22 protein-coding genes are annotated in these 23,302 nt (G+C 70.5%); 12 read left to right on the top strand and 10 right to left on the bottom strand.

Annotated features, from left to right (window positions below; genetic code table 11):
* Positions 1 to 67: 67 nt before the first annotated feature.
* Both C5708_RS01410 and C5708_RS01405 read right to left on the bottom strand, forming a co-directional pair.
* Positions 68 to 1,591 carry a glycosyltransferase family 39 protein gene (locus C5708_RS01410; protein WP_242917049.1) on the bottom strand — a complete coding sequence of 508 codons (1,524 nt, stop codon included), beginning with the start codon at positions 1,589 to 1,591 and terminating at the stop codon, positions 68 to 70.
* Positions 1,563 to 2,705, bottom strand: a complete 1,143-nt coding sequence (locus tag C5708_RS01405; protein ID WP_242917047.1) for a glycosyltransferase family 2 protein — start codon at positions 2,703 to 2,705, stop codon at positions 1,563 to 1,565. The genes C5708_RS01410 and C5708_RS01405 overlap by 29 nt, the downstream gene beginning before the upstream one ends.
* 185 nt (positions 2,706 to 2,890) lie before the next feature.
* On the opposite strand from C5708_RS01405, the gene C5708_RS01400 reads away from it, so the two are divergent.
* The 6 genes from C5708_RS01400 (at position 2,891) to C5708_RS01375 (ending at position 8,225) form a co-directional block, all read left to right on the top strand.
* Positions 2,891 to 3,415 carry a sigma-70 family RNA polymerase sigma factor gene (locus tag C5708_RS01400; protein ID WP_242917045.1) on the top strand — a complete coding sequence of 175 codons (525 nt, stop codon included), beginning with the start codon at positions 2,891 to 2,893 and terminating at the stop codon, positions 3,413 to 3,415.
* Positions 3,416 to 3,521: 106 nt separating this feature from the next.
* A complete protein-coding gene (locus C5708_RS01395; protein ID WP_242917043.1) occupies positions 3,522 to 4,523 on the top strand; it encodes a FecR domain-containing protein in 1,002 nt (333 codons plus the stop codon).
* Positions 4,524 to 4,527: 4 nt separating this feature from the next.
* Positions 4,528 to 6,936: a TonB-dependent receptor gene (locus tag C5708_RS01390; RefSeq protein ID WP_242917042.1), complete on the top strand. Its 2,409-nt coding sequence runs from the start codon at positions 4,528 to 4,530 to the stop codon at positions 6,934 to 6,936.
* Between the two features lie 207 nt (positions 6,937 to 7,143).
* Complete coding sequence (locus C5708_RS01385) at positions 7,144 to 7,530, top strand: DUF2089 domain-containing protein (protein WP_242917039.1); 387 nt, start codon at positions 7,144 to 7,146, stop codon at positions 7,528 to 7,530.
* Positions 7,527 to 7,787, top strand: a complete 261-nt coding sequence (locus C5708_RS01380) for a hypothetical protein (protein ID WP_242917037.1) — start codon at positions 7,527 to 7,529, stop codon at positions 7,785 to 7,787. The genes C5708_RS01385 and C5708_RS01380 overlap by 4 nt, the downstream gene beginning before the upstream one ends.
* Before the next feature lie 15 nt (positions 7,788 to 7,802).
* The gene (locus C5708_RS01375) at positions 7,803 to 8,225 is read left to right on the top strand and encodes a hypothetical protein (protein ID WP_242917035.1); all 423 of its coding nucleotides are present in this window, start codon (positions 7,803 to 7,805) and stop codon (positions 8,223 to 8,225) included.
* 25 nt (positions 8,226 to 8,250) lie between these two features.
* On the opposite strand, the gene C5708_RS01370 is transcribed toward C5708_RS01375, so the two are convergent.
* The 3 genes from C5708_RS01370 to C5708_RS01360 all read right to left on the bottom strand — a co-directional run bounded on the left by C5708_RS01370 (position 8,251) and on the right by C5708_RS01360 (position 12,660).
* Positions 8,251 to 9,486 carry a Xaa-Pro peptidase family protein gene (locus C5708_RS01370; protein ID WP_242917033.1) on the bottom strand — a complete coding sequence of 412 codons (1,236 nt, stop codon included), beginning with the start codon at positions 9,484 to 9,486 and terminating at the stop codon, positions 8,251 to 8,253.
* A gap of 100 nt (positions 9,487 to 9,586) precedes the next feature.
* On the bottom strand, positions 9,587 to 10,891 hold the full coding sequence (locus tag C5708_RS01365; RefSeq protein ID WP_242917031.1) for a nitrate/sulfonate/bicarbonate ABC transporter ATP-binding protein: 1,305 nt from the start codon (positions 10,889 to 10,891) through the stop codon (positions 9,587 to 9,589).
* A 14-nt stretch (positions 10,892 to 10,905) separates the two neighbouring features.
* The gene (locus tag C5708_RS01360) at positions 10,906 to 12,660 is read right to left on the bottom strand and encodes an ABC transporter permease subunit (protein WP_242917029.1); all 1,755 of its coding nucleotides are present in this window, start codon (positions 12,658 to 12,660) and stop codon (positions 10,906 to 10,908) included.
* Positions 12,661 to 12,983: 323 nt separating this feature from the next.
* On the opposite strand from C5708_RS01360, the gene tcyJ reads away from it, so the two are divergent.
* Genes tcyJ through C5708_RS01345 form a run of 3 tightly spaced genes read left to right on the top strand, consistent with a single transcriptional unit; the run spans position 12,984 to position 15,154 of the window.
* Positions 12,984 to 13,760: a cystine ABC transporter substrate-binding protein gene (tcyJ, locus tag C5708_RS01355; RefSeq protein ID WP_242917027.1), complete on the top strand. Its 777-nt coding sequence runs from the start codon at positions 12,984 to 12,986 to the stop codon at positions 13,758 to 13,760.
* Positions 13,761 to 13,763: 3 nt separating this feature from the next.
* Entirely contained in the window at positions 13,764 to 14,423 is a 660-nt protein-coding gene (tcyL, locus tag C5708_RS01350; RefSeq protein WP_242917025.1) for a cystine ABC transporter permease, read from the top strand.
* Positions 14,420 to 15,154: an amino acid ABC transporter ATP-binding protein gene (locus tag C5708_RS01345; RefSeq protein ID WP_242917023.1), complete on the top strand. Its 735-nt coding sequence runs from the start codon at positions 14,420 to 14,422 to the stop codon at positions 15,152 to 15,154. Before tcyL ends, C5708_RS01345 begins: the two co-directional genes overlap by 4 nt.
* A 7-nt stretch (positions 15,155 to 15,161) precedes the next feature.
* Here the strand turns inward: C5708_RS01345 and C5708_RS01340 are convergent, their stop codons facing one another.
* Positions 15,162 to 16,325, bottom strand: coding sequence for an acyl-CoA dehydrogenase family protein (locus tag C5708_RS01340; protein WP_242917021.1), 1,164 nt, complete (start codon positions 16,323 to 16,325; stop codon positions 15,162 to 15,164).
* A gap of 173 nt (positions 16,326 to 16,498) precedes the next feature.
* Between C5708_RS01340 and C5708_RS01335 the strand changes: the two genes are divergently transcribed.
* From C5708_RS01335 to mazG, 3 genes are all read left to right on the top strand, one after another.
* Positions 16,499 to 17,035, top strand: coding sequence for a hypothetical protein (locus C5708_RS01335; protein ID WP_242917019.1), 537 nt, complete (start codon positions 16,499 to 16,501; stop codon positions 17,033 to 17,035).
* Between the two features lie 107 nt (positions 17,036 to 17,142).
* Positions 17,143 to 18,549, top strand: coding sequence for an MFS transporter (locus C5708_RS01330; protein WP_242917017.1), 1,407 nt, complete (start codon positions 17,143 to 17,145; stop codon positions 18,547 to 18,549).
* The gene (gene mazG / locus C5708_RS01325; RefSeq protein WP_242917015.1) at positions 18,524 to 19,333 is read left to right on the top strand and encodes a nucleoside triphosphate pyrophosphohydrolase; all 810 of its coding nucleotides are present in this window, start codon (positions 18,524 to 18,526) and stop codon (positions 19,331 to 19,333) included. The genes C5708_RS01330 and mazG overlap by 26 nt, the downstream gene beginning before the upstream one ends.
* A gap of 19 nt (positions 19,334 to 19,352) precedes the next feature.
* On the opposite strand, the gene hflX is transcribed toward mazG, so the two are convergent.
* The 4 genes from hflX to C5708_RS01305 form a co-directional block, all read right to left on the bottom strand.
* Positions 19,353 to 20,690, bottom strand: coding sequence for a GTPase HflX (hflX, locus tag C5708_RS01320; protein ID WP_278253687.1), 1,338 nt, complete (start codon positions 20,688 to 20,690; stop codon positions 19,353 to 19,355).
* Positions 20,687 to 20,935, bottom strand: coding sequence for an RNA chaperone Hfq (gene hfq, locus C5708_RS01315; protein ID WP_242917011.1), 249 nt, complete (start codon positions 20,933 to 20,935; stop codon positions 20,687 to 20,689). Before hfq ends, hflX begins: the two co-directional genes overlap by 4 nt.
* Positions 20,936 to 21,049: 114 nt before the next feature.
* Entirely contained in the window at positions 21,050 to 21,907 is an 858-nt protein-coding gene (locus C5708_RS01310) for a D-amino-acid transaminase (RefSeq protein WP_242917009.1), read from the bottom strand.
* The gene (locus C5708_RS01305) at positions 21,907 to 23,295 is read right to left on the bottom strand and encodes a sigma-54 dependent transcriptional regulator (RefSeq protein WP_242917007.1); all 1,389 of its coding nucleotides are present in this window, start codon (positions 23,293 to 23,295) and stop codon (positions 21,907 to 21,909) included. Before C5708_RS01305 ends, C5708_RS01310 begins: the two co-directional genes overlap by 1 nt.
* Positions 23,296 to 23,302 lie beyond the last annotated feature (7 nt).

The raw sequence follows: 23,302 nt of genomic DNA, 5'->3' as shown, positions 1-23,302 counted from the left end.
GCCCTCCGCCTTCGCGGATGGCTGCGGAAACATTACGGATACGTAATGCGCCATGGCGCGGCCGCGGTCAGCCGGCGTCCTTGCGTTTCGACGTCCAGCAACCCTGATCCAGCACGTCCTTGAGCGGACGCGAGACGAGGAATACGGCGTAGTCGCCGTTCCTGGCGCCCTCCGGTCCGCGCTGGAGACGGCCCAGCGGCCGGATGCTTCCGAAACATTCGGCGAGATCGGAGGCGTCGAGGCGGCGGCTCAGATCGACCACCAGGCCCGGCCTGGAGAGGTCGGCCCGCCACGACCGGTCGGTCGGGCCGTAACGCGCGCGCTCGGCCAGCTGCGCGACCGGCCGCCCCGTGGCGGGCTGGTCGTCGAGCTGGGCCGCGAGGCCGTAGCTGACGGTGCCGATCCAGGCCGCGTCACGCCGGTCGGCGACGCCCGCCAGCCGGCTCGCGAACCCTGGCCAGTCCCGCATCGCCAAGGCCGGATCGCCCGGGCCGAACACATCGGTCGCCGGCCAGGCCATATGCGCCGCCGCCAGGGCCGCCAGGACCAGTCCGGCCGCCGCGCCGCCGATCCGCAGCGCCCGTTCGCGCCTCCCCGGCTCGCGGGCGGCCGCCGCGAAGGCCGCGCAAAGTGCGAGACCGGGATAGAGCGGCGCCGGCCAATGGGCCTGAACCCGGTCGTGCAGGGCGTGCAGCAGCAGATAGGCGGCGAACGGCGCGCCGGTCGCCACAACCAGGAAGAGGTTCGGCTGCGCCGCCTCGCGTTCGCGCCAGGCCTTGAGCAACCCCGGCGCGGCGTAGATCGCCAACAGCGGATTGAGCAGGACGAACTGGACGCTCAAAAACTCCAACAGATGCGCGGGGGCGAAACCTTCGGGCGCGACGCGGCCGAACTGCTTGGCGAAGGACAGCCAGCCGTGCTCGGCGTTCCAGACGACGTTCACGGCGAACACCGCGCCCGCGACCGCCGCCGCGATCCAGGGCCAGGGCCGCGCCAGCCACCGTCGCCCCTGCCCGCTCGAGGCCAGCCACAACAGAACGCCGGGCCCCAGGAACAGGGCGGAATATTTCGACAGGCAGGCCAGTCCGGCGGCGAGCCCGGCCGCGCCCCACCACGCGGGCCGCTCGCCGACGCGGACGAGACAGGCCAGGGTGATCGCCCAGAACAGGGTGGCCGGCGCGTCCGGCGTCGCCATCTGGCCGCCGACGCCGATCAACAGGGCGGCGTTGTACCAGACCGCCGCCCGCTCGGCGGTCGCCCGCTCGCCGCCCAGGCGCCGGGCGAGGTCGTAGACGACGGCGGTGACCGCGACGCTGGCCAGGGCCGGCAGCAGGCGAACGCCGAGGGGGCCGTCGCCGGCGACCAGCGTCCCGACCCGGATCCACCAGGCGATCATCGGCGGATGGTCGTAATAGCCCGCCTGGAGGTGCCCCGCCCACAGGCGGTAATAGGCCTCGTCCTCGGTCAGCGGGATCGCCCAGGCGGCCGCCAGCCGCAGCACGACCGCCGCGCCGAGCAGCGCCGTCAGACGCCAGGAGGCCGGCGTCGCCCGGCCGGCGACCTCACCAAACCGCGACGGAAGTGCTGACATAGTTCCACAGGGAGCCGACCGCCGCGCCGCTCGCTCCGGCCAGCCACCAGACGGGCACATGCTCGTGCAGCATGGCCGCGACGGCGACGTTGGCGGCCAGACCGACCGAGCACAGGGCGCAGAATTTAAGGTAGCCGAGGATCAGGGCCGCGCCCTTCTTGCAGCGGTCGCGATAGGTGATGGCGTTGTTGATCAGGTAGTTCGAGGTCATCGCGGTCAGAGCCGCCGCCAATTGCGCCCAGGCGAAGCCGAGCCCGGCGTCGAACAGCCCGTGCAGCACGGCGAGATGGACGACCAGGCCGCTGGCGCCGACCAGCCCGAACACCAGCATGCGCGGGGAGATCAGATCGTGGGTCCGCTTGGCCAGGACCAGCCCGAGATAGTCGAGCGCCACCCTCCCATCCATCTTGCTGGCCCCGTCGGCGCGCTCGCGAAAGCCGTAGGGCAGCTCGACGATGCGCAGCGGCGACGGCTGCGAGGCGATGATGTCGAACAAGATCTTGAACCCGTCGGGCGACAGCCTGGGCGCCACCGCCTCGATCGCCGTGCGGCGGATCATGAAGAAGCCGCTGACCGGATCGGTGACGGGGGCGGTCAGGGCCAGCCGGCCGAACCAGGACGCGGCCTGACTGCCCAGCCGGCGCAGAGGGGGCAGGCCGTCGACGGGACCGGCGCCGTCCAGGTACCGGCTGCCGATCACCAGATCGGCGCGGCCCTCGCGCAGCGCGTCGAGCATGGCCGGCAGCAGGGTCTCGTCGTGCTGGAGGTCGCCGTCGATCACCGCCACATAGGGCGCGGCGCTGGCCATCGCGCCCTCGATCACCGCCCCGGCCAGGCCCCGGCGCCGGATTCGGCGCAGACACTGGATGCGGTTGTCTCCGGCGGCGAGCCGCTTGACGATGTCCGAGGTCCCGTCGGGGGAATCGTCGTCCACGAAGATCGCCTGCCACGCGGTGTCGCCGAGGCAGGCCTTCAACTTCTCCACGAGGCGCTCGACGTTGCGGCCCTCGTTGAAGGTCGGCACCACCACGGTCAGCTCGCAGGGCCGGAGCGCGGCGCGCGCCTCGGCGAAGCGAGGCGGCTCCAGAACGGCCGGAAAACTGGCTTCGATCAACGATGGCTCCCTGGCGGCGCAACCGCCTTCCCGGCGTCCCGCTTGCATGACGCCGCCGGCCGCGCGGCCCCTCAAACGCGCGCCGCGCCGCGCTCGACTGCCGCTGGCGTGAGGAATGTCGTAGATCAGGTCCGAAACGCGGATTCGCCTCGCTCAGCCGCGCGGAACCGCCGGGAACGGTAGCCTTGGACGACACTGCGCCTACGCCGCTGATGAGGGCCTATCTGGAGAAGCGCGACGAACTGACGCGGTTCTTCACGACCCGTCTCGGCTCGACGGCGGCGGCCGAGGACCTTGTCCAGGACATCTTCCTCAAGGTCGCCGCCACGTCGCCGGACGCGCCGGTGCGCAATCCCGGCGCCTATCTCTACCGCCTCGGCTCCAACCTGATGCTCGACAATCTGCGGGCCGGCCGCCGCGCGCTCGCCCGCGACAGCGACTGGCGCCGGCACGAGGTCGACGTGGTCGCCGGCCAGGACGTCGCCCGCCTGCCCCGCGCCGACGACGCGGCGGCGGCGAAGCAGCGCCTGGAACAGATCGTCGACGCCCTCCAGGCCTTGCCGCCGCAGGTCAGGGCCGCCTTCCGCCTGCACAAGTTCGAGGGGCTCAGCCACGCCGAAACCGCCGCCGCATTGAGGATCTCGCGCAGCGCCGTCGAGAAGCACGTCAGCGCCGCCCTCAAGCATCTCGTGCAGAGCCTGGGCGAATGAGCGTGACAGAAATGCCTCACCCCCGAAATTCCTGCGCGGACGCTGTCGTCGCGGCGGCGTCATTCAAGCGGAGATTTCCGATCGGCGCGAAGGTCCGGGCTGAATCATGAACGGCGAGAGGGACATCGAAGGGATGCGGGCGGCGCGGGAAGCCGCCGCCGACTGGTTCGCGCGCCTGCAGGCCGACGAGGCGAACGAGGCCGACTGGCGGGCGTTCCACCAATGGCTGGAAGCCGATCCCTTGCACCAGCCGGCCTATGAATCCGTCGAGGCGCTGTGGATCGAGCTCGACGAACAGGCCGTCGATGTCCGCGCGCGGCTCGCGCCGCCGCCGGCGACGCCGTTGCGGCCCCGCGCCCGGCGCTCGCGGCCCCTCTGGCCGATCCTAGCGACGGCGGGCGCCCTCGCCGCCGGGATCGCCGTGGCGGTCTTCGTCGTCCCGGCCCAGCAACCGACGGGCGCGGCCGTGGACTACGCCACCGCCAAGGGCGAGATGCAGCTGGTCGCGCTGGCCGACGGCAGCAAGGTCCGCCTCAACAGCGGCTCGCGCATCCAGGTCCGCCTCGACCGCGACGCCCGTCGGGTGACCATGGGCGACGCCGAGGCGGCGTTCGACGTCGCCAAGGACCCTGGACGGCCGTTCCTGATCGCCGCCGGCGACCGGACGATCCGGGTGGTGGGAACCGAGTTCGACGTCCTCAACCACGGCGGCCGCTTCGTCGTCACCGTCCGGCGCGGCGTGGTCGAGGTCGGCCCGGCCGACGACGGCGCGGCCCAGCCCGTCCGCCTCGCCGCCGGCCAGCAGCTGAGCCGCGACGGCGGCGGCGTTTCGGTTGTGCGCACCGTCGATCCCGATATAGCCTTCGCCTGGCGCGAGCGGCGGTTGATCTATCAGGGCCAAAGCCTGGGCCTGATCGTCGAGGACCTGAACCGCTATTTCGCCACTCCTATCCGCGTGGAAGGATCGGTGACGGCGCTGAAGTTTTCGGGCGTGCTGATGGTCGACGGGGAGGATGCGGTTGTCCGACGGCTGGAGGCGTTCCTCCCGGTGTCCGCCGAGCGTCGGCCTGGCGAGATCGTGCTCCGCGAACGATCGACGGCGCCGTGACGCCTTGCCGAGATCGCTGAGCGCGGCGCTGCTGGCCGGCGTCGCCGTCTGTTCTCCCGCCCTGGCCCACGCCGCCGCGCCGCCGCGCGCCTTCGACATTCCCGCCAAGCCGACCGGCGAGGCGCTGATCGATTTCGCGGTCCAGGCCGCCGTCTCCATCGACACCGGCGCCGCCGGCGGCTGCGGCGGCCGCAGCCGGGCGGTTCGCGGCCGGTTCACGCCCGAGGCGGCGTTGGCGCAGCTGTTGGCCGGCGGCCGCTGCACCTTCGTGGTCATCGACGCCAGGACCTTCCGCGTGCAGCCGCGCCATGACCGCCCCGCGCCCGCGCCGCCGCCACGGCCGGACGCCGCCGGGCCGCCGGTGGACGAATTGGTCGTCACCGCCACCAAGCGCGAGGTGCTGATCGACAGATCGCCCTACGCCCTGAGCTCGCTCAGCCGGCGCGACCTCGAGCGCCAGGGGGCGGCCGACCTGTCGGACCTCGCCTCGCAGCTGGCCGGGATCACCCTGACCAACCTGGGGTCCGGTCGCGACAAGATCCTGATCCGCGGCCTGTCGGACGGCGCCTTCACCGGCCGCACGCAGTCGACCGTCGGCCTCTATCTCGACGACGTGCCGATCACCTACAACGCACCCGACCCCGACCTGCGCCTGGTGGACATGGATCGCATCGAGGTCCTGCGCGGGCCTCAGGGCACGCTCTACGGGGCCGGCTCCATCGGCGGGGTGATCCACATGGTCACCCGCAAGCCGGATCTCGACGGCTGGGCCGCGGCGATCGGCGCCCAGGGCCAGCTCACCCAGTCCGGAAGCCCCAGCCACGCCGTCGACTGGATGCTCAACATTCCCATCGTCCGCGGCCGGCTGGCCGTGCGGGCCGTCGGCTACAGCGAGATCCAGGGCGGCTACATCGACGACGCGGGGCTCGGTCTCAAGAACGTCAACCGCACCTCGCGGGCCGGCGGCCGCATGGCGCTGCGCTACGCCGCGACCCCGAACTGGACCCTCAGCCTCGGCCTCGCCTATCAGGGGATCAGCTCGGCCGACACCCAGTACGCACAGGGCGGGCTGAGCCGGTATCAGCGGGACAACAGCGTGCGCGAGCCGCACGACAACGACTTCAACCACGGCTTCGCCACCCTCGAGGGCCAGACCGCCTGGGGCCGCCTGAAGATCTCGGCCTCGCAGGTCAATCACAGCCTGACCTCGCGGTACGACGCCACCCTGGCCCTGGCCGCCTTCCTGCCCGGCGCGGCCGGCGCGGCCGCCTATGACGAAAACGACAAGATGGAGCTGTTCGTCACCGAGGCGACGCTGTCCTCGACGCGGCCGGGGCGTCTGCAATGGCTGGCCGGCCTGTTCTTCTCGACCGGCGAGGAGACCCTGACCGCGGACCTGCGGTCGCCGCCCGGCGCGGGCGCCGCCGCCTATCGCGAGGTGCGCACCGACGAGATCGGCGAGATCGCCGTCTATGGTGAAGCGACCTACGCCCTGACCTCGCGCCTCAGCGTCACCGGCGGCCTGCGGGCGGTGCAGGCGTCGCGGCGGGTGGCCTCGACCGTGGCCACGGCCCTCGCGCCCGATCGCGGGTTCGACGGACGCTTCGACGTCGACAATCTCGCGCCCAAGGCGGTGGTCAGCTTCCAGGCCTCCGATCGCCTGATCGTCTATGGACAGGCGGCGGAGGGACACCGGATCGGCGGCTTCAACACCAGCGGCCCGGCGGGCCAGGTCTTCCCGGAGACGGGCGCGGGCCCGCAGCCCGATCGACGCTACAGCCCCGACGAGCTGTGGAGCTTCGAGGTCGGGGCCAAGCTGGTCCTGAACGGGGGCCGCATCCGCCTGCGCACCGCGGCCTATTACGCCACCTGGTACAATATCCAGAGCGACCAGTACCTGCCGTCCGGCCTGCCCTATACGGCCAATGTCGGCGACGGCGTCGTCTCCGGCCTCGAGGCCGAGGGCGACTGGCGGCTGGGCGATCGCTGGACCCTGCGCGGCGCCATGCTGCTGAACAACCCCGAACTGACCCATCGCGACGAGACCGCCGCCACGGCGGACGACGTCGGGCTTCCGGGCGTGCCGCGGGTCTCCGCCAGCGCCGCCGTCGACTATCGACGCCCCCTGACCGGGTCGCTGGCCGTGGTCGCCGGCGCCAAGGCCGCCTATGTCGGCCCCTCGCACCTGACCTTCGAGCAGGCCTCGTCGGCGCGGATGGGGGGCTATCTCACCGGCCGGCTGTCCATGGGCCTCGAAAGCCCGCGCATGCGCCTGACCTTCTTCGTCGACAATCCGGCGAACACCGCCGCCGACACCTTCGCCTTCGGCAACCCGTTCAGCATGCGCAGCGTCCAGCAGGTGACCCCCCTGCGCCCGAGGACGGTCGGCCTCGCCTTCAACTGGGCCTATTAGGCCAGGACGCCAAGGCGTCGCCCCGCGCTCCGGCCGGAGCCATGAACTTCCTTCAAACCGTTTCCGCGCGGGGTCGGCCGATCGGCCGACGGACGAAGCACGCCCGTTTGGCCTGTCCTTTCTGCGACGCGGCGGGCGGAATTAAAAAAATGAATTCCAAAATTGATTTTTATAATTTATAGGTAGGTCAAGTCTGGAGATATGACCATGCCGCCCCCCCCTCGACCGACCCGTGACTGGCAGGAACTGACCGAGCTCACCCACGGCGCGGCGATGGTGATCGAGCGCGTGCGCCTGACCGCCAAGGACATCGTCATCGAAGGGGCGTTCGAGCCGCCCGTGTTGGCGCAGCTGTCGGCCGACGATCAGGTGTTCATCGCCGCGTTCGTGCGCAGCCACGGCTCGATCAAGGAGATGGAGCAGGTGTTCGGGGTCAGCTACCCCACCATCAAGGCCCGCCTGAGCCGCCTCGCCACGGCCCTCGACCCGGTCGAGACCGATCCGCGCCCCTCGCGCGGCGACGTGCTCGACCGGCTGGCGCGGGGCGAGATCGACGCCGATCAGGCCGTGCGCGAACTGGAGAGCGGCCGATGATGCCGATGCTCGCCCTGGTCCGCGTCGAGCGGCCGCGCAGACGGCCGGTCCGGCTGTGGCTGCCGCTGTTCCTGCTGTGGCTGCTGCTGGCGCCGCTGGCCCTGCTCGCCGCCCCGCTGCTGATCGCCCTGGCCCTGCTGGGAATCTTCGGCCCGCTCCTCGTCGCCGCCGGCGTCTGGAGCGTGGTCAGCGCCTCGCGAGGCGCGTTGCTCACCGTCCACACCGGAGCCGACAGCTTCTCCCTCCGCTTACTCTAAGAAAGGACCGCCGCCATGAACGAAGAACGTCGCCGCATCCTGCAGATGCTGGCCGAAGGCAAGATCACCACGGACGAGGCCGAACGCCTGCTCGTCGCCATCGGCGGCGAGGCGTCCGCCGGCGCCGACGCCTCCTTCCCCATCTCCGAACGCCAGCCGAAGTACCTGCGCGTGCTGGTCGACGACGACAGCGCCGAGAGCCCGACCAAGGTCAACATCCGCGTCCCGATGCAGCTGCTGCGGGCCGGCGTGCGCCTGGGCGCGCTGATCCCCACGCACGCCCGCGCGCCGCTCAACCGCGCCCTCAACGAGCACGGGATCGACTTCGACGTCGGTCAGATCAAGCCCGAGAACGTCGAGGCCCTGATCCAGCAGCTCAACGACCTGAGCGTCGACGTCGACCAGGAAAAGACCAAGGTCCGGGTGTTCTGCGAATAGCGCCCGCCCCCGCGCGCCTCGACGGCTAGCCGAACGGCTGGTCGATCGAGGTCGGCGGCGTCGAGAACCAGCGCAGCCCGGCCTCGGTCATGTGGAAGCAGTCCTCCAGCCGAACGCCGAACGCGCCCGGGATATAGAGGCCCGGCTCGTTCGAGAAGCACATCCCCGCCGCCAGCGCGGTCGTCTCTCCGTGCACCAGGTTGACCGGCTCATGGCCGTCGAGGCCGATGCCGTGGCCGGTGCGGTGCGAAAGGCCCGGCAGCCGATAGCCGGGGCCATAGCCGAGCTTGGCGTAATAGGCCCGCACGGCGTCGTCGACCGAGCCGGCCGGGGCGCCGATCCTGGCGGCCTCCAGGGCGACCTGCTGGCCCTGGCGCACCTGGCCCCACACCTCGCGCTGGCGCTTGTTCGGCTCGCCGAACACCAGAGTCCGCGAGACGTCCGATTGATAGCCCTGGACATTGCAGCCGCAGTCCATCAGCACCACCTCGCCGTCGCGCACCTGTTGGGGCTTGCCCGAACCGTGCGGATAGGCGCTGGCCTCGCCGAGCAGGATCAGCGCGAATTCGGGCTCGCCGCCCAAGGCCTCGGTGGCGCCGTTCATGATCTCGGCGATGTCGGCCGGCGTCATGCCGCGCCGGATCTGGGCGGCGGTATGCCGGTAGGCGGCGATGGTCACGTCGGTGGCGGCCTGCATCAGGTCGAGCTCGGCCTGCGACTTGACCATCCGGCAGGGGCGAACCACCTCGGCGGCCGAGCGGACGGCGACGTCCGGCAGGACCTTGCGCAGCCCGTCGACCGCGAAATAGCGCACCGTCTCCTCGACCCCGACCACGCCCTGGGCCAGCTTGCGCTCGCGCAGCCAGGCGGCGACGACGGCCAGCGGGTTCTCGTCCTCCTGCCAGACGCGGACCTCGCCGGGGATGGCCAGGGTCTCGCGGACCGAAGGCTCCTCGAAGTGCGGCGTGACGATGCAGGCGTCGCCCTCGACGGGGATCAGGGCGGCGGTCAGGCGCTCGCTGCGATGCCAGCGCACGCCGGTGAAATAGGTCATCGAGGCGCCCGGCTCGATCAACACCGCCGAAAAGCCCCGCGCCCGCATCAGGCCCTGAAGCTTGGCGACCCGCGCCAGGCGCTCGGCCTGTCCGATCGGCTTGACCCCGCCGGTGATGGGCGAAAGGCCGCTTTGCTTGGCGGCCCAGGACGGCCGGGAGGAAAGCCCCAGCGCCGCGCCCGCGCCCACGGCCAAACCCAGGCCCAATACATGCCGCCGCCCGATCACCGCCATCGCCCCGCCGCTTCGAATACGCGAATCTGCAGCTTAACGACGGCCGGCCACGACGGCGAGACCGGCCGCGGCCTCAGATCGGGTTGTCGAGGCTGAACAGGTCGGCGACCTCGTCATAGGCGAAGGCTTCGGCGTAGCGGCCCCACTGGATCACCGCCTTCAGGGTCTGGGCGGCGTAGTCCTCGGACATGCTGTCCTCCAGCTCGTCGCGGAACCGCCGGGCGGGCGCCTGGTGCGAAGGCCGCTCGTCGAGGACCCGGCGGATGTGGGCGGCCAGGGGCACGAAGCTGAGCAGGTGCTGGCCGAACAGGTGCTTGCGCACGTCGACCTCGGCCTCGACATAGCGCCGGGCCGCCGGCAGCAGCTTGAGGTCGCCGCCTTCCAGTTCGGCGAAGCGCAACAGTTGCAGCACCTCGGCGATGGGGAACAGCTCGTCGGCCTCGTATTGCAGTTCGCTGGCCAGCTGCGGCAGGTCGGCCTTGCCGTCATAGGGGGCGGCGGCGATGGTCTCCATCAGGCCGGCGATGGTGTTGGTCGAAACCCGCGGCAACGCCATGCCCAGGCCGACGCCGGGGATCGAGCTGTCGCGCGGCTGGCCCGGTCCGGCGCGGGTGGTCATGCGGACATAGATGTCCTCGACCATGGCCCGGAAAGCCGGGTCGAGCCGGTTGCGCGGCTGCGGCAGTTCGACCTTGATCTCGGCGACGACCCGGCCCGGATTCGACGAGAACACCAGGATGCGGTCGCACATCAGCACCGCCTCCTCGATGTTGTGCGTCACCATCAGGATCGACTTGATCGGCATCTTCTTCTCGGACCACAGGTCGAGAAGGTCGGTGCGCAGGGTCTCGGCCGTCAGCACGTCCAGGGCCGAGAACGGCTCGTCCATCAGCAGCACCGAGGGATTGACCACCAGGGCCCGCGCCAGGCCGACCCGCTGGCGCATGCCGCCGGACAGCTCCTTGGGATAGGCGTTCTCGAAACCGTCGAGGCCGATCAGGTCGATGGCCGCCAGGGCGCGCTTGCGCCGCTCGTCCTTGGGGACCCGCTTGGCCTCCAGGCCGATCTCGACGTTCTGCATGACCGTCAGCCAGGGGAACAGCGCGAAGCTCTGGAACACCATGCTCACCGTGGTGTCGGCCTCGCCGGCGCGGCGCGGCAGCTCGACCACGCCCTCGGTCGGGCTGACCAGGCCGGCGATCGAACGCAGCAGCGTCGACTTGCCCGAGCCGGACCGCCCGAGCAGCCCGACGATCTCGTTCTCGGACAGGGTCAGGTCGACATTGTCGAGCACCAGCAGGCTGGCGCCCTGCGGCTTGCCGTAGCGGTGGCGCACGCCGCGGACGGTCACCAGCGGCAGCTTGGGGATCGCGTTCATCACGGGGCTCCCTTCTAGTCGAGACGGAGACGGCGCTCGGCGAAGCGGTACAGCGGCCGCCAGAGCGTACGATTGAAAGCGATGACGAACACCGACATCACCGCCACGCCCAGGGCGACGCGCGGATAGTCGCCCGCCGCCGTGGCCTTGGCTATGAACGATCCCAGGCCGACCGCCTCAAGGTGGCGGTTCCCCCAGGACACCGCCTCGGCGACGATGCTGGCGTTCCACGACCCGCCGGAGGCCGTCAGCGCGCCGGTGACATAATAGGGGAATATCCCCGGCAGCCCCACCTGCCGCCACCACTGCCAGCCGCGCAGGCCGAAGATCGAGGCCGCCTCGCGCATGTCGCTGGGAATGGCGCTGGCCCCGGCGATGACGTTGAACAGGATGTACCACTGCGTGCCGAGCACCATCAGCGGCGACAGCCAGACGTCCGGGCTCAGCTTCAACCCGACGATGGCCATGACCGCGAAGGGAAACAGCACGTTGGCCGGGAACGCGGCGAGGAACTGGGCCACCGGCTGCAGGCGCTCCGACCATTGCGGGCGCAGGCCGATCCAGACGCCGATCGGCACCCAGATCAGGCTGGCGATGGCGATCAGCACCACCACCCGCGCCATGGTGGCGAGGCCGAGGCCGAAAGTCGACAGCAGGTCTCTCCAGCTCAGCACCGGCGCGATGAACACCACCAGCAGCCAGACCGCCGCGCTGACCGCCGCGCCCACGGCGACGATCCAGGCCAGGTCGAGAACCCGCACCGCCGCCGGCGACAGCCTCGGCAGCGCCGGAACGTGCGGCCGCGGCCAGTCGATGGACGCCAGCCACCGCCCCGGCCAGGACAGCGGCGCGAGCAGCTGGCGGATGGCGTGGGTGCGCCGCACGAGATCGTAGAGCCAGGAGCGCGGCTGCGCGGCGGAGGCCGTCTGCTCGAAGCGGAACTTGTCGGCCCAGGCCACGATCGGCCGGAAGAGGAACTGGTCGTAAAGCACGATCACCACGCCCATGGCCCCGACCGCCAGGGCGACGGCGCCGAAGTCGCCCCGCCCGATGGCGATGGCCAGCCACGACCCGATGCCCGGCAGGGTGACGGTGGTGTTGCCGACGGTGATGGCCTCGGAGGCGACCACGAAGAACCAGCCGCCCGACATCGACATCATGGTGTTCCACACCAGTCCGGGCATGGCGAACGGCAGCTCCAGCCGCACGAACCGCCGCCAGGGCGACAGGCGGAACTGCCGCGAGACCTCGTCGAGGTCGCCCGGAATGGTGCGCAGGGCCTGGTAGAAGCTGAAGGCCATGTTCCAGGCCTGGCTGGTGAAGATGGCGAAGATCGCCGCGCACTCGACCCCCAGCTGCCGTCCGGGGAACAGCCCCATGAAGAAGGTCACGGTGAAGGTCAGGAAGCCCAGCACCGGCACCGATTGCAGGATGTCCAGGGCCGGCACGATCACCAGCTCGGCCTTGCGGCTCTTGGCCGCCAGCGTCGCCACCGTGAAGGTGAACAGCAGCGAGGCTCCCAGGGCGGCGAACATGCGCAGCGTCGTCCGCAGGGCGTATTCCGGCAGGCGCGCGGGATCGAGCGTCACCGGCTCGGTCTGCAGCTGCGCCAGCGGCTGGCCCATCTGCTCGGCGCCGTGCACGACCAGCACGGCCGCGCCCGCCAGCAGGATGAAGGCGACGATGTCGGCCCAAGAGGGCGCCGCCCCCGCCCCGACGAAGCGGGCGAGCGGGCGCGCACCTTTGGAGTCCTCAGCGAGGAATACCATGGCTCACCTTGTGTCCAGCCGCTGCGGCCGTCACGCGCGAGCCTTGGAAACTAGGCCCGAACGGACGCCCTCAGCGGCGCTCTCTGTCGACTACTGTCGCTAGGCATGGGTCTTGAGTTTCCGTGAAGGCGTCGGCCGACCAGCGATCCGCCGACGTCGGCCAAATGACCGGCCCGCCGGATGCTGTCAAGACCTGGCGGGCAGAAACATGCTGCGCCGCAAGATACGACGGAATTACGACGGAGCCCGCTGTTTCGCCGTTGCGCTGGCGCCGGCGGTCAGGACGTATAGAACTGCTCCGCGAAGCAGTTCACGAAGAGATCATGCGCGTTCCCGACCGTCGCGAAATCCTGATCGGCCTGTCGGCCCTCGTCGCCGCCTGCCAGGCCAAGCCGGCCTCGACCCTGGAGCGCATCCGCAAGTCGGGCGCGCTGCGGGTCGGGATCGAGGGCACCTATCCGCCGTTCAGCTATCAGGACGCCGCCGGCAGGCTCGACGGCTTCGAGGTCGATTTCGCCCGGGCCCTGGCCCGCCAGATGGGCGTCGAGGCCGAATTCAAGCCCACGCCCTTCGCCGGCCTGCTCGGCGCCCTGGAGGCGGGACGCGTCGACGTGGTGATCAACCAGATCACCATCACCGACGAACGGCGGAAGAAATACGATTTCTCCGAGCCCTATACGGTGTCGGGCATCCAGATCATCACCCGCGACGACCGCCGCGACATCTCCCGCCCCGCCGACCTCGCCGGCAAGAAGGTCGGCGTCGGCCTCGGCACCAATTACGAGCAGTGGCTGCGGGCCAATGCGCCGCAGGTCGTGGTGCGCACCTATGACGACGATCCCACCAAGTACCAGGACCTCAAGGCCGGGCGCATCGACGCCGTGCTGAACGACCGGCTCGTGGCCGCCGATTTCGTCAAGCGATCGGGCGAGCCGTTCATCGCCGCCGGGGTCCCGTTCGCCGCCCAGGGCGCCGGCGTGGTCTTCCGCAAGGACCCCGCCCTCAAGGCCGCCGTCGACCAGGCCATCTGGGCCATGCGCCGCTCGGGCGAACTGCCCGCCCTGTCGGTCAAGTGGTTCGGCGTCGACGCGACCCGCTGACCGATGGACGACGCCCTCCGCCTGATCGGCCAGTCCGCGCCGCTGCTGCTCAAGGGTTGCGGCTACACCGTGCTGATCAGCATCTCGGCGATGGTGCTGGGGCTGGGTTTCGGCTTCGTCCTGGCGCTGATGCGGCTGTCGCCCCTCGCCGCCCTGCGCTGGCCGGCCCGCGCCTACGTCTCGGCGATCCGCGGCACGCCGCTGCTGGTGCAACTGTTCCTGATCTATTACGGCCTGCCGCAGTTCGGGATCGAGCTCGGGCCGCTGGTCTCGGCGGTGATCGGCTTCACGCTGAGCGTGGCGGCCTATTCGTCCGAAATCCTGCGCGGCGCCATCGGCGCCATCGACAAGGGCCAATGGGAGGCGGCGGCGGTGCTGGGCATGAGCCGGCGCCAGGCCCTGCTGCGGATCATCCTGCCCCAGGCCCTGCGCACGGCGGCCCCGCCCCTGGGCAACAGCTTCATCGGCCTGGTCAAGGACACCTCGCTGGCCGCCACCATCCAGGTGCCCGAACTGTTCCGGCAGGCGCAGTTGATCACCGCGCGGACCTTCGAGATCTTCGCCATGTATCTGGCGGCGGCTGCGATCTACTGGGTGCTGTCGACCGCCCTCGCCGCCGTGCAGGGACTGGTCGAGCGCCGCGTGGCGGAGGGACGCCGATGAACGCCGTCGAGGCCAGCGGCCTGATCAAGCGCTTCGGCGAGACCGTCATCCTCGACGGCGTCGACCTGTCCGTCGCCGAGGGCGAGGTCGTCGCCCTGATCGGCCCCAGCGGCTCGGGCAAGAGCACCCTGCTCCGCTGCCTCGCGGGGCTGGAGCCGCTGGACGGCGGCGCGCTGCGGGTGGCGGGCGTCGAGGCCGGCGGCCGCACGCCCCTGGCCCGCGCCCTCGGCGGCCGGGTCGGCTTCGTCTTCCAGGGCTTCAACCTCTTCCCCCATCGCACGGCGGTGCAGAACGTCATGGAGGGGCCGGTCACGGTGCGGCGCGAACGCCCCGCCGCGGCGCGCGAGAAGGCCATGGCCCTGCTGGCCAAGGTCGGGCTGGCCGAGCGCGCCGACGCCTATCCGCGCGAGCTGTCGGGCGGCCAGCAGCAGCGCTGCGCCATCGCCCGCGCCCTGGCGATGGAGCCGGAAGTCATCCTGTTCGACGAGCCCACCTCGGCCCTCGACCCCGAACTGGTCGGCGAGGTGCTGGGCGTGATCCGCGACCTGGCCGCCGAGCGGCGCACCCTGATGATCGTCACCCACCAGATGGACTTCGCCCGCGACGTCGCCGACCGGGCCCTGTTCATGGACAGCGGCGCGATCATCGAGCAGGGACCGGCCAAGGCGTTGTTCGACGCCCCGTCCACCGAACGGGCGCGCCGCTTCCTCAGCAAGATGCGCGCCGCCTGAGCGCGGCTCAGAACGATTTGGGCAGACCAAGCACGTGGGTGGCCACGTGGCTGAGGATCAGGTTGGTCGAGATCGGCGCCACCTGATAGAGCCGCGTCTCGCGGAACTTGCGCTCGATGTCGTATTCCTCGGCGAAGCCGAAGCCGCCGTGGGTCTGGACGCACATGTCCGCCGCCGCCCACGACGCCTCCGAGGCCAGCATCTTGGCCATGTTCGCCTCCGAGCCGCAGGGCTGGCCGGCGTCGAACAGCGCCGCGGCGTGGTCGACCATCAGCGAAGCCGCCGTCACCTGGGCGTAGGCGCGGGCGATCGGGAACTGCACGCCCTGGTTCTCGCCGATCGGCCGGCCGAACACCTCGCGCTCCCTGGCGTAGGCGCTGGCGCGGTCGATGAAGAACCGGCCGTCGCCGATGCACTCGGCGGCGATCAGGATGCGCTCGGCGTTCATGCCGTCGAGGATGTACTTGAAGCCCTTGCCCTCGACGCCGATCAGGTTCTCGGCCGGCACCCGCAGGTTGTCGAAGAACAGCTCGGTGGTGGCGTGGTTCAGCATGGTGCGGATCGGGCGGATGGTCAGGCCGTTCCCCAGCGCCTCGCGCATGTCGACCAGCAGCACGCTCATCCCGTCCGAGGGCTTGGCCGCCTCGTCGCGCGGCGTGGTGCGGCAGAGCAGCACCATCAGGTCCGAATGCTCGGCCCGGCTGATCCAGATCTTCTGGCCGTTGACGACATAGGCGTCGCCGTCGCGGCGGGCGAAGGTGCGGATGCGGGAGGTGTCGGTGCCGCTGGTCGGCTCGGTGACCCCAAACGCCTGCAGGCGCAGGTCGCCGCTGGCCACCGCCGGCAGGTAGCGCGCCTTCTGCTCGGCCGAGCCGTGCTTGAGGATGGTGCCCATGGTGTACATCTGCGCGTGGCAGGCGCCGCCGTTGCAGCCCGACCGGTGGATCTCCTCGAGCACGGCCGTCGCCGCGCCCAGGCCCAGGCCCGAACCGCCATAGGCCTCCGGGATCAGGACCGACAGGAACCCTTCGCGGGTCAGGGTCTGGACGAACTCGGCCGGATAGGCGCGGTCACGGTCATGGGCCCGCCAGTACTCTCCCGGAAAGCCGGCGCACAGCTTGCGGACGGCTTCGCGGATCTCGGGAAAACTCTGGTCGGTCCGGCCGTTCATGTTCGGTCTCGCGGCGTGGCGGTCATCGACGCATAGGCGGGCGCAAATCCCGAGTCCAAGACAAATTCAGGCGCCGCAAGGTCAAGCGTCGCGCCGCCCGGAACCCGTCCGATCCCCGTGGACGAACGCGACGGCGATCCCCATCTTAGGCGGCGACAAGGATGGAGGTTCCCATGCGCCGCACTGTTTCTCTCCTCGCCGCGGCCGCCTTCTCGGCGGGCGCGATCACTCTCGGCGTCCTGCCGGCCTCGGCCGCCGACGCGCCCGCGCCGCCGGTTTCGAGCATCGACATCGTCATCGGCCCCGGCCTGCAGAAGCAAGCCGACGACTACGGCGCCCGCGAATTCGGCTACCTGTCCGAAGATCTGAAGAAGTCGGTGACCGGCGCCCTGAACCGCTCGGGCCGGCTCGCGCCCGACGGCGGCAAGCTGGAGCTGGTCATCAGCGACGCCAAGCCGAGCCGCCCGACCTTCGCCCAGCTCGGCCGCAAGGCGGGCCTGTCGATGATGAGCCGCAGCCTCGGCGGGGCGACCATCACCGGACGTCTGGTCACGCCGAACGGCGACATCCCGATCAACTATCGCTGGTACGAATCCGACCTGCGAAACCAGTTCGCCACCACCACCTGGTCCGACGCCGAACAGGCCTTCGACATGTTCGCCGGGCGCCTTGCGCGGGGCGAGCTGCCGAACCGTCCGGCCACGCGCTGACGATTCTGACCATTGTTCACTTGACGAGGCCGGGGCGCGACAGGGCAGGATGAGGAAACCGTCCGGCTGACAGGACGGCGTGTAAGAAAGTGCGTGGAGGCGACCCCATGGCCCAGGCGACCAGCCGCAGCCGAACAACCTTGGCCGCGTTCGCCGGTCCGTCCCTGCCGCTGGCGGCCCTGGGCCTGCCCCTGGTGGTGTATCTCCCCAACCACTACACGGCCACGCTGGGCCTCGACATCGGCATGGTCGGCTGGGCGTTCCTGCTGGTCCGGCTGATCGACATCGCCTTCGACCCGCTGTTCGGCGCGGTCCTCGACCGCACGCACTGGCGGATCGGCCGCTTCAAGCCCTGGCTGGCCATCGGCGCGCCGCTGGTCCTGGTCGCCGTCTACATGCTGTTCATGGCCGAGCCCGGGGTCGGTCCGGCCTATCTGTGGTTCTGGCTGATCACCGCCTATATCGGCTATTCGATCTGCGTCCTGTCCCACATCGCCTGGGGCTCGACCCTTTCCACCGACTACAACCAGCGTTCGCGCGTCTACGCGTTCTGGCAGACCGGCAACGTCGTCGGCATGATCCTGGTGCTGCTGCTGCCCGTGCTGCTCAACCACGTCCCGGCCCTGACGGGGCGGATGGGCGGCGTCCAGGCCATGGGCTGGTTCATCATCGTCACCCTGCCGGTCATGCTGGCCCTCGCCCTGCGCTTCGTGCCGGAGCCTCGCATAGCGCGGGCCGACCATGGCGCGCAGGCCGGCCTGGGCGACTATTTCGCCCTGTTCGCCTGCCCGGCCGTCCTGCGCATCCTGGTCGCCGACCTCCTGCTCGGCCTGGCGCCGGCGGTGGCGGGTTCGCTGTTCTTCTTCTATTTCGAGCAGGCCAAGGGCTTCCCCAAGGGGACGGCGGAGGCGTTGCTGCTGGTCTATTTCGTCGCCGCCATCGTCGGCGCCCCGATATGGGTCAAGCTCTCCCAGCGGTTCGGCAAGCACGTGGTCCTGATCGCCTCGTCGGTGGTCTACGCCGTGGCGCAGTTCGCCGTGGTCGTGCTGCCCCAGCACGATTTCTGGCTGGCCACGCCGTTCCTGATCTTCGCCGGCCTGCCCTATTCGGCGGCGCCGTTCCTGCTGCGGGCCATGCTGGCCGACGTCGGCGACGAGGAGCGGCTGCGCACGGGCGTCGACCGCACCGGCCTGCTCTACGCCATCCTCACCGGCACGGTGAAGGTCAGCCAGGCCCTGGCCGTGGCCAGCTTCATCGTCCTGGGCGCCATGGGCTTCGATTCCCACAACCCGGCCGCCACCACCCAGACCGGCCTTCTGGGCTTGCAGGTGCTGTACGCGGCCGCGCCCGGACTGCTGGGCCTCTTGGCGGCGTGGGTCATGGTGGGCTATCCCCTGACCGAAGCGCGCCACGCCGAGATCCGGGCGCGGCTGGCGGAGCGGGACGCCGCTCCGCCGTCCCAGAAACCCGTCCCGCCGCCGGTCGCCGATGCCCTCAACGCCCCCGCCGAATGACCACCCGCTGTTCCAGCTCCTGGAGATCATGGCGCGGCTGCGCGACCCGGCCGGCGGCTGCCCATGGGACCTGGAGCAGACCTTCGCCACCATAGCGCCCTACACCATCGAGGAAGCATACGAGGTCGCCGACGCCATCGAGCGCGACGATCTGCGCGACCTCAGGGAAGAGCTGGGCGACCTGCTCCTGCAGGTGGTGTTCCACGCGCGCATGGCCGAGGAGCGGGGCGCGTTCGACTTCGCCGACGTGGCGCGGGCGATCAACGACAAGATGGTCCGCCGTCACCCGCACGTGTTCGGCGACGCCGTCCACCGCGATTCCGCCGAGCAGACCGAGGCCTGGGAAGTCATCAAGGCTGACGAGCGCGCCGCCAAGGGACGCGCGGCCAGCCTGCTGGACGACGTTCCCGCCGGCCTGCCCGCCCTCACCCGCGCCGTGAAGCTGACCAAGCGGGCGGCCCGCGTCGGCTTCGACTGGCCGACCCCGGCCAAGGTCATCGAGAAGCTGCACGAGGAGCTGGGCGAACTGCAGGCCGAGATCGACGCCGGCGATCGGGCCAAGGCCCGCGAGGAGCTTGGCGACCTCTTGTTCGTGTGCGCCAACCTGGCCCGCAAGCTCGACGTCGAGCCCGAGGACGCCCTGCGCGCGACCAACGCCAAGTTCGCCCGCCGCTTCGCCTTCATCGAGCGCAGCCTGGCGGCGCAAGGCCGCTCGCCGGACCAATCGGACCTGGCCGAGATGGACCGGCTCTGGGACGCCGCCAAGGTCGCCGAGAAGGCCTGACCGGACGGCCAGTCGCCGGCTATTCGGCGGCTTCGCGCAGCAGGGCTTGCGGGAACTGACGCTCGAAGCGGCCCAGGGCCTGACGGTCCAGCCGCACCGACACCAGCACGCCGCCGTCCTCGTCCTCGCCGCGCGAGACCACGCGGCCGTTGCGGTAGAGCCAGGCCAGCGCCTGGCCGTCGCCGGCCGACAGCCGCGCCTCGACCGCCGCATCGTCATCGACCATGCCGGCCAGCAGGCGCAGCAGGCGCTCGACGCCCTCGCCGGTGACGGCCGAAACCGCCATCGCCGGCGCGTCGCCCGCGTCCAGGGTGCGGATCGCCCGGGCCATGGTCGGGCCCTGCTCCTCCTCGGGCAGCAGGTCGATCTTGTTCCAGACCTCGACGATCTTGCGGCCGCTGTCCTTGCCGGCGCCGATCTGCTCCAGCACCGCCTCGACATCGGCGGCCTGGGCGCGGCTGTCGGGGCCGGCGATGTCGCGCACGTGCAGGATGATGTCGGCCTCCTGCACCTCTTCCAGAGTGGCGCGGAAAGCCTCGACCAGCTCGTGCGGCAGGTCCGAGATGAAGCCGACGGTGTCGGACAGGATGGCGGGCCGCCCGTCGGGCAGCCTCACCGTGCGCAGGGTCGGGTCGAGGGTGGCGAACAACATGTCCTTGGCCTCGACCTCGGCGGCGGTCAGGCGGTTGAACAGGGTGGACTTGCCGGCGTTGGTGTACCCCACCAGCGCGATGGTCGGATAAGGCGCCTTCTTGCGGGCCGAACGATGCAGGCCGCGCGTGCGCCGGACCTCGACCAGCTCGCGCTTGAGCTTGGCGATGCGTTCGGCGATCAGGCGCCGGTCGAGCTCGATCTGGGTTTCGCCGGGACCGCCGGTCTTGCCCAGGCCGCCGCGCTGGCGCTCCAGGTGGGTCCAGGTCCGCACCAGGCGCGAGCGTTCATAGTCCAGCCTGGCCAGCTCGACCTGCAGCCGCCCTTCCCGCGTGCGGGCGCGCCGGGCGAAGATCTCGAGGATCAGGCCGGTGCGGTCGATGACCTTGGCGCTCCAGGCCTTCTCGAGATTGCGCTGCTGCACCGGCGTCAACTGGTCGTCGACCACCACCACGTCGGCCCCGATCTGTTCGGCCAAGGCGCCGAGGGCCTCGACCTTGCCGCGGCCGAACAGGGTCGCCGGCATGGCGGCGCGCAGCGGCGCAAGCTCGGCCACCTCGATCTTCAGGTCGAGCGCCTGGGCCAGACCGACGGCCTCGTCGAGCCGCGCACGCGGATCGCGCAAGGCCGCCTCTCTGGCGCGGGCGGGATGGACGACGAGGGCGGTCTGGACCGCCGGACGCCGATCTATGAACTTTTCGCTCAATCTTCGCCGTCTTCGCTCGGTTCATACAGCTGAACCGGTTGCGCGGGCATGATGGTCGAGATGGCGTGCTTGTAGACCAGCTGCGATTGCCCGTCGCGGCGCAGCAGCACGCAGAAGTTGTCGAACCAGCTCACCACGCCCTGCAGCTTGACCCCGTTGACCAGAAAGATGGTCAGCGGCGTCTTGGACTTGCGGACGCTGTTGAGGAAGGTGTCCTGGAGATTCTGTTTCTTGTCGTTCGACATAGGCTTGCGCCTCTCTTGTTCTTGATCGGAGGCACAACGCCTCCACACACAAACTTGATGCCCGCCGCGTCCCCTATGGCCGTCGACCGCGCACCGGCTCGCCGCCCGGTCACGTCAAAGCGCCCGGGCGTTTTGCACATATAGAGCGCGAAGGCGCGTCGCGACAGGCCCCGGACGCCCGTTTCCGATCGGAACGCCGTCGATGGCGACGATCGGGGTGACCAGCGAGCCGGCCCCGGTGATGAACGCCTCCCTCGCCGCCTTGGCGTCCTCGGGCGAGAACGGCGCCTCGGACAGGGTCAGGCCCTCGCGCGCGACCAGCTCGAACACCGCCCGCCGGGTGACTCCGCGCAGGATGTTGGCGTTGGTGTCGCGGGTGCGCAGCACGCCGTCCTTGTCGACGATCCAGGCGTTGGACGAGGCGCCCTCGGTGACCAGCCCCAGGTCGTCGACGAACCACGCCTCGATGGCGCCCCGCTCGCGCGCCGCCTGCTTGGCCAGGACATTGGGCAAAAGGCCGATGGTCTTGATGTCGCAACGCCCCCAGCGGTTCTCCGGCGTGGTGACCACGCTGGCCCCGACGGCGGCGCGGGCGTCGGCCGCCGCCCAGTCGACGGCCTTGGCGGTGACCACCACGCTGGGCGGCGGGGCCGGGTTCGGGAAGGCGTGGTCGCGCCGCGCGGTCCCCCGCGTCACCTGCAGATAGACCAGCCCCTCCCGGACGCGGTTGCGCCGCACCGTCTCGGCCAGGACGATCTCAAGCGCCCGGCGCGTCATCGGCGGCCTGATGCGCAGCTCGGTCAACGAACGCCCGAGCCGTTCGAAATGCCCGTCAGCGTCGACCAGCCGCCCGCCGAACAGGGCCCAGACCTCATAGACCCCGTCGGCGAGCTGGTAGCCGCGATCCTCGATGTGCACGACCGCCTGGCCGTGCGGGACATAGCGGCCGTTCACATACGCGATACGCGACATCAATCCTCGTCCTCGTCCGCGCGGGTCGGCGCCACGCCCAGGGACTTGAGCTTCCGATGGAGCGCCGAGCGCTCCATGCCGATGAAGTTGGCGGTGCGCGAGATGTTGCCGCCGAACCGCATGATCTGGGCGTTGAGGTACTCGCGCTCGAACACCTCGCGCGCGTCGCGCAGCGGCAGGGCGATGACCCGATCCGGCCCCACCGATGCGGCGGGTCCGGCCCCGGTCACCTCGGCCGGCAGCATGTCGGCGGTGATCGCCTCGGACGGATCGCCCGTGGCCAGGATCAGCAGGCGCTCGATGTTGTTGCGCAGCTGGCGCACGTTGCCGGGCCAGGCGTGGACCTGCAGCGTGGCGATGGCGTCGTCGTTGAGCCGCCGGCGCGGCAGGCCGGTGGCCTCGCTGATGCGGGTGATGAAGTAGTCGACCAGCTCGGCGATGTCCTCGCGCCGCTCCGAAAGCCCCGGCACCTGCATCGGCACCACGTTCAGGCGATGGAACAGGTCCTCGCGGAAGCGTCCGGCGACGATCTCCTCGCGCAGGTCGCGCGAGGTGGACGAGATCACCCGCACGTCGACCTGGACGTCCTGGTCGCCGCCGACCCGGCGGAAACGCTGGTCGACCAGCACGCGCAGGATGCGCCCCTGCGTCTCGCGCGGCATGTCGCCGACCTTGTCGAGATAGAGGGTGCCGCCGTGGGCCCGTTCGAACACGCCGATCTTGCGCGGACGGCCGCCGTCGCCCTCCTCGCCGAACAGCTCCAGGTCCATGCGTTCGGGGGTCATGTCGGCCGCGCCCAGGGCGACGAACTCGCCCTTGGCGCGCGGGCTGGCGCCGTGGATCAGCCGGGCGACCAGCTCCTTGCCCGAGCCCGGGGGCCCCGAGATCATCACCCGGCTGTTGGCCGGCGCGATGCGGCCGATCAGTTGGCGCAGGTGCTGGGCGGCGGCCGAGCGGCCGACGAAGCCGTCCGGCACCACCGCCTGCTGGCGCAGCCGCCGGTTCTCGCGCTTCAGCGTCGCCGCCTCCAGAGCCCGCTCGACGATCAGCAGCAGCCGGTCGGATTTGAACGGCTTCTCCAGGAAGTCGTAGGCCCCGCGCTTGATGGCGCTGACGGCGGTCTCGATGTTGCCGTGGCCGGAGATCATGATCACCGGCAGGTCGCCGTCGAGCTCCTTGACCAGATCGAGCAGCTCCAGGCCGTCCATGCCGCCGCCCTGCATCCAGATGTCGAGGATCAACAGCGCCGGCTTACGCGCCTTGATCGCCGCCAGGGCGGCCTCCGAATGCTCGGCGGTGCGCACCGCATAGCCTTCGTCCGACAGGATGCCGCCGACCAGTTCGCGAATGTCGGCTTCGTCATCGACCACGAGAATGTCTGCGGCCATCGATCCC

Source organism: Caulobacter sp. CCUG 60055 (assembly GCF_022750545.1).
Classification (GTDB): Bacteria; Pseudomonadota; Alphaproteobacteria; order Caulobacterales; family Caulobacteraceae; genus PUIC01.
Note: the sequence above shows the minus strand (reverse complement) of the source record. Positions and strands in the feature narration are given on the sequence as shown.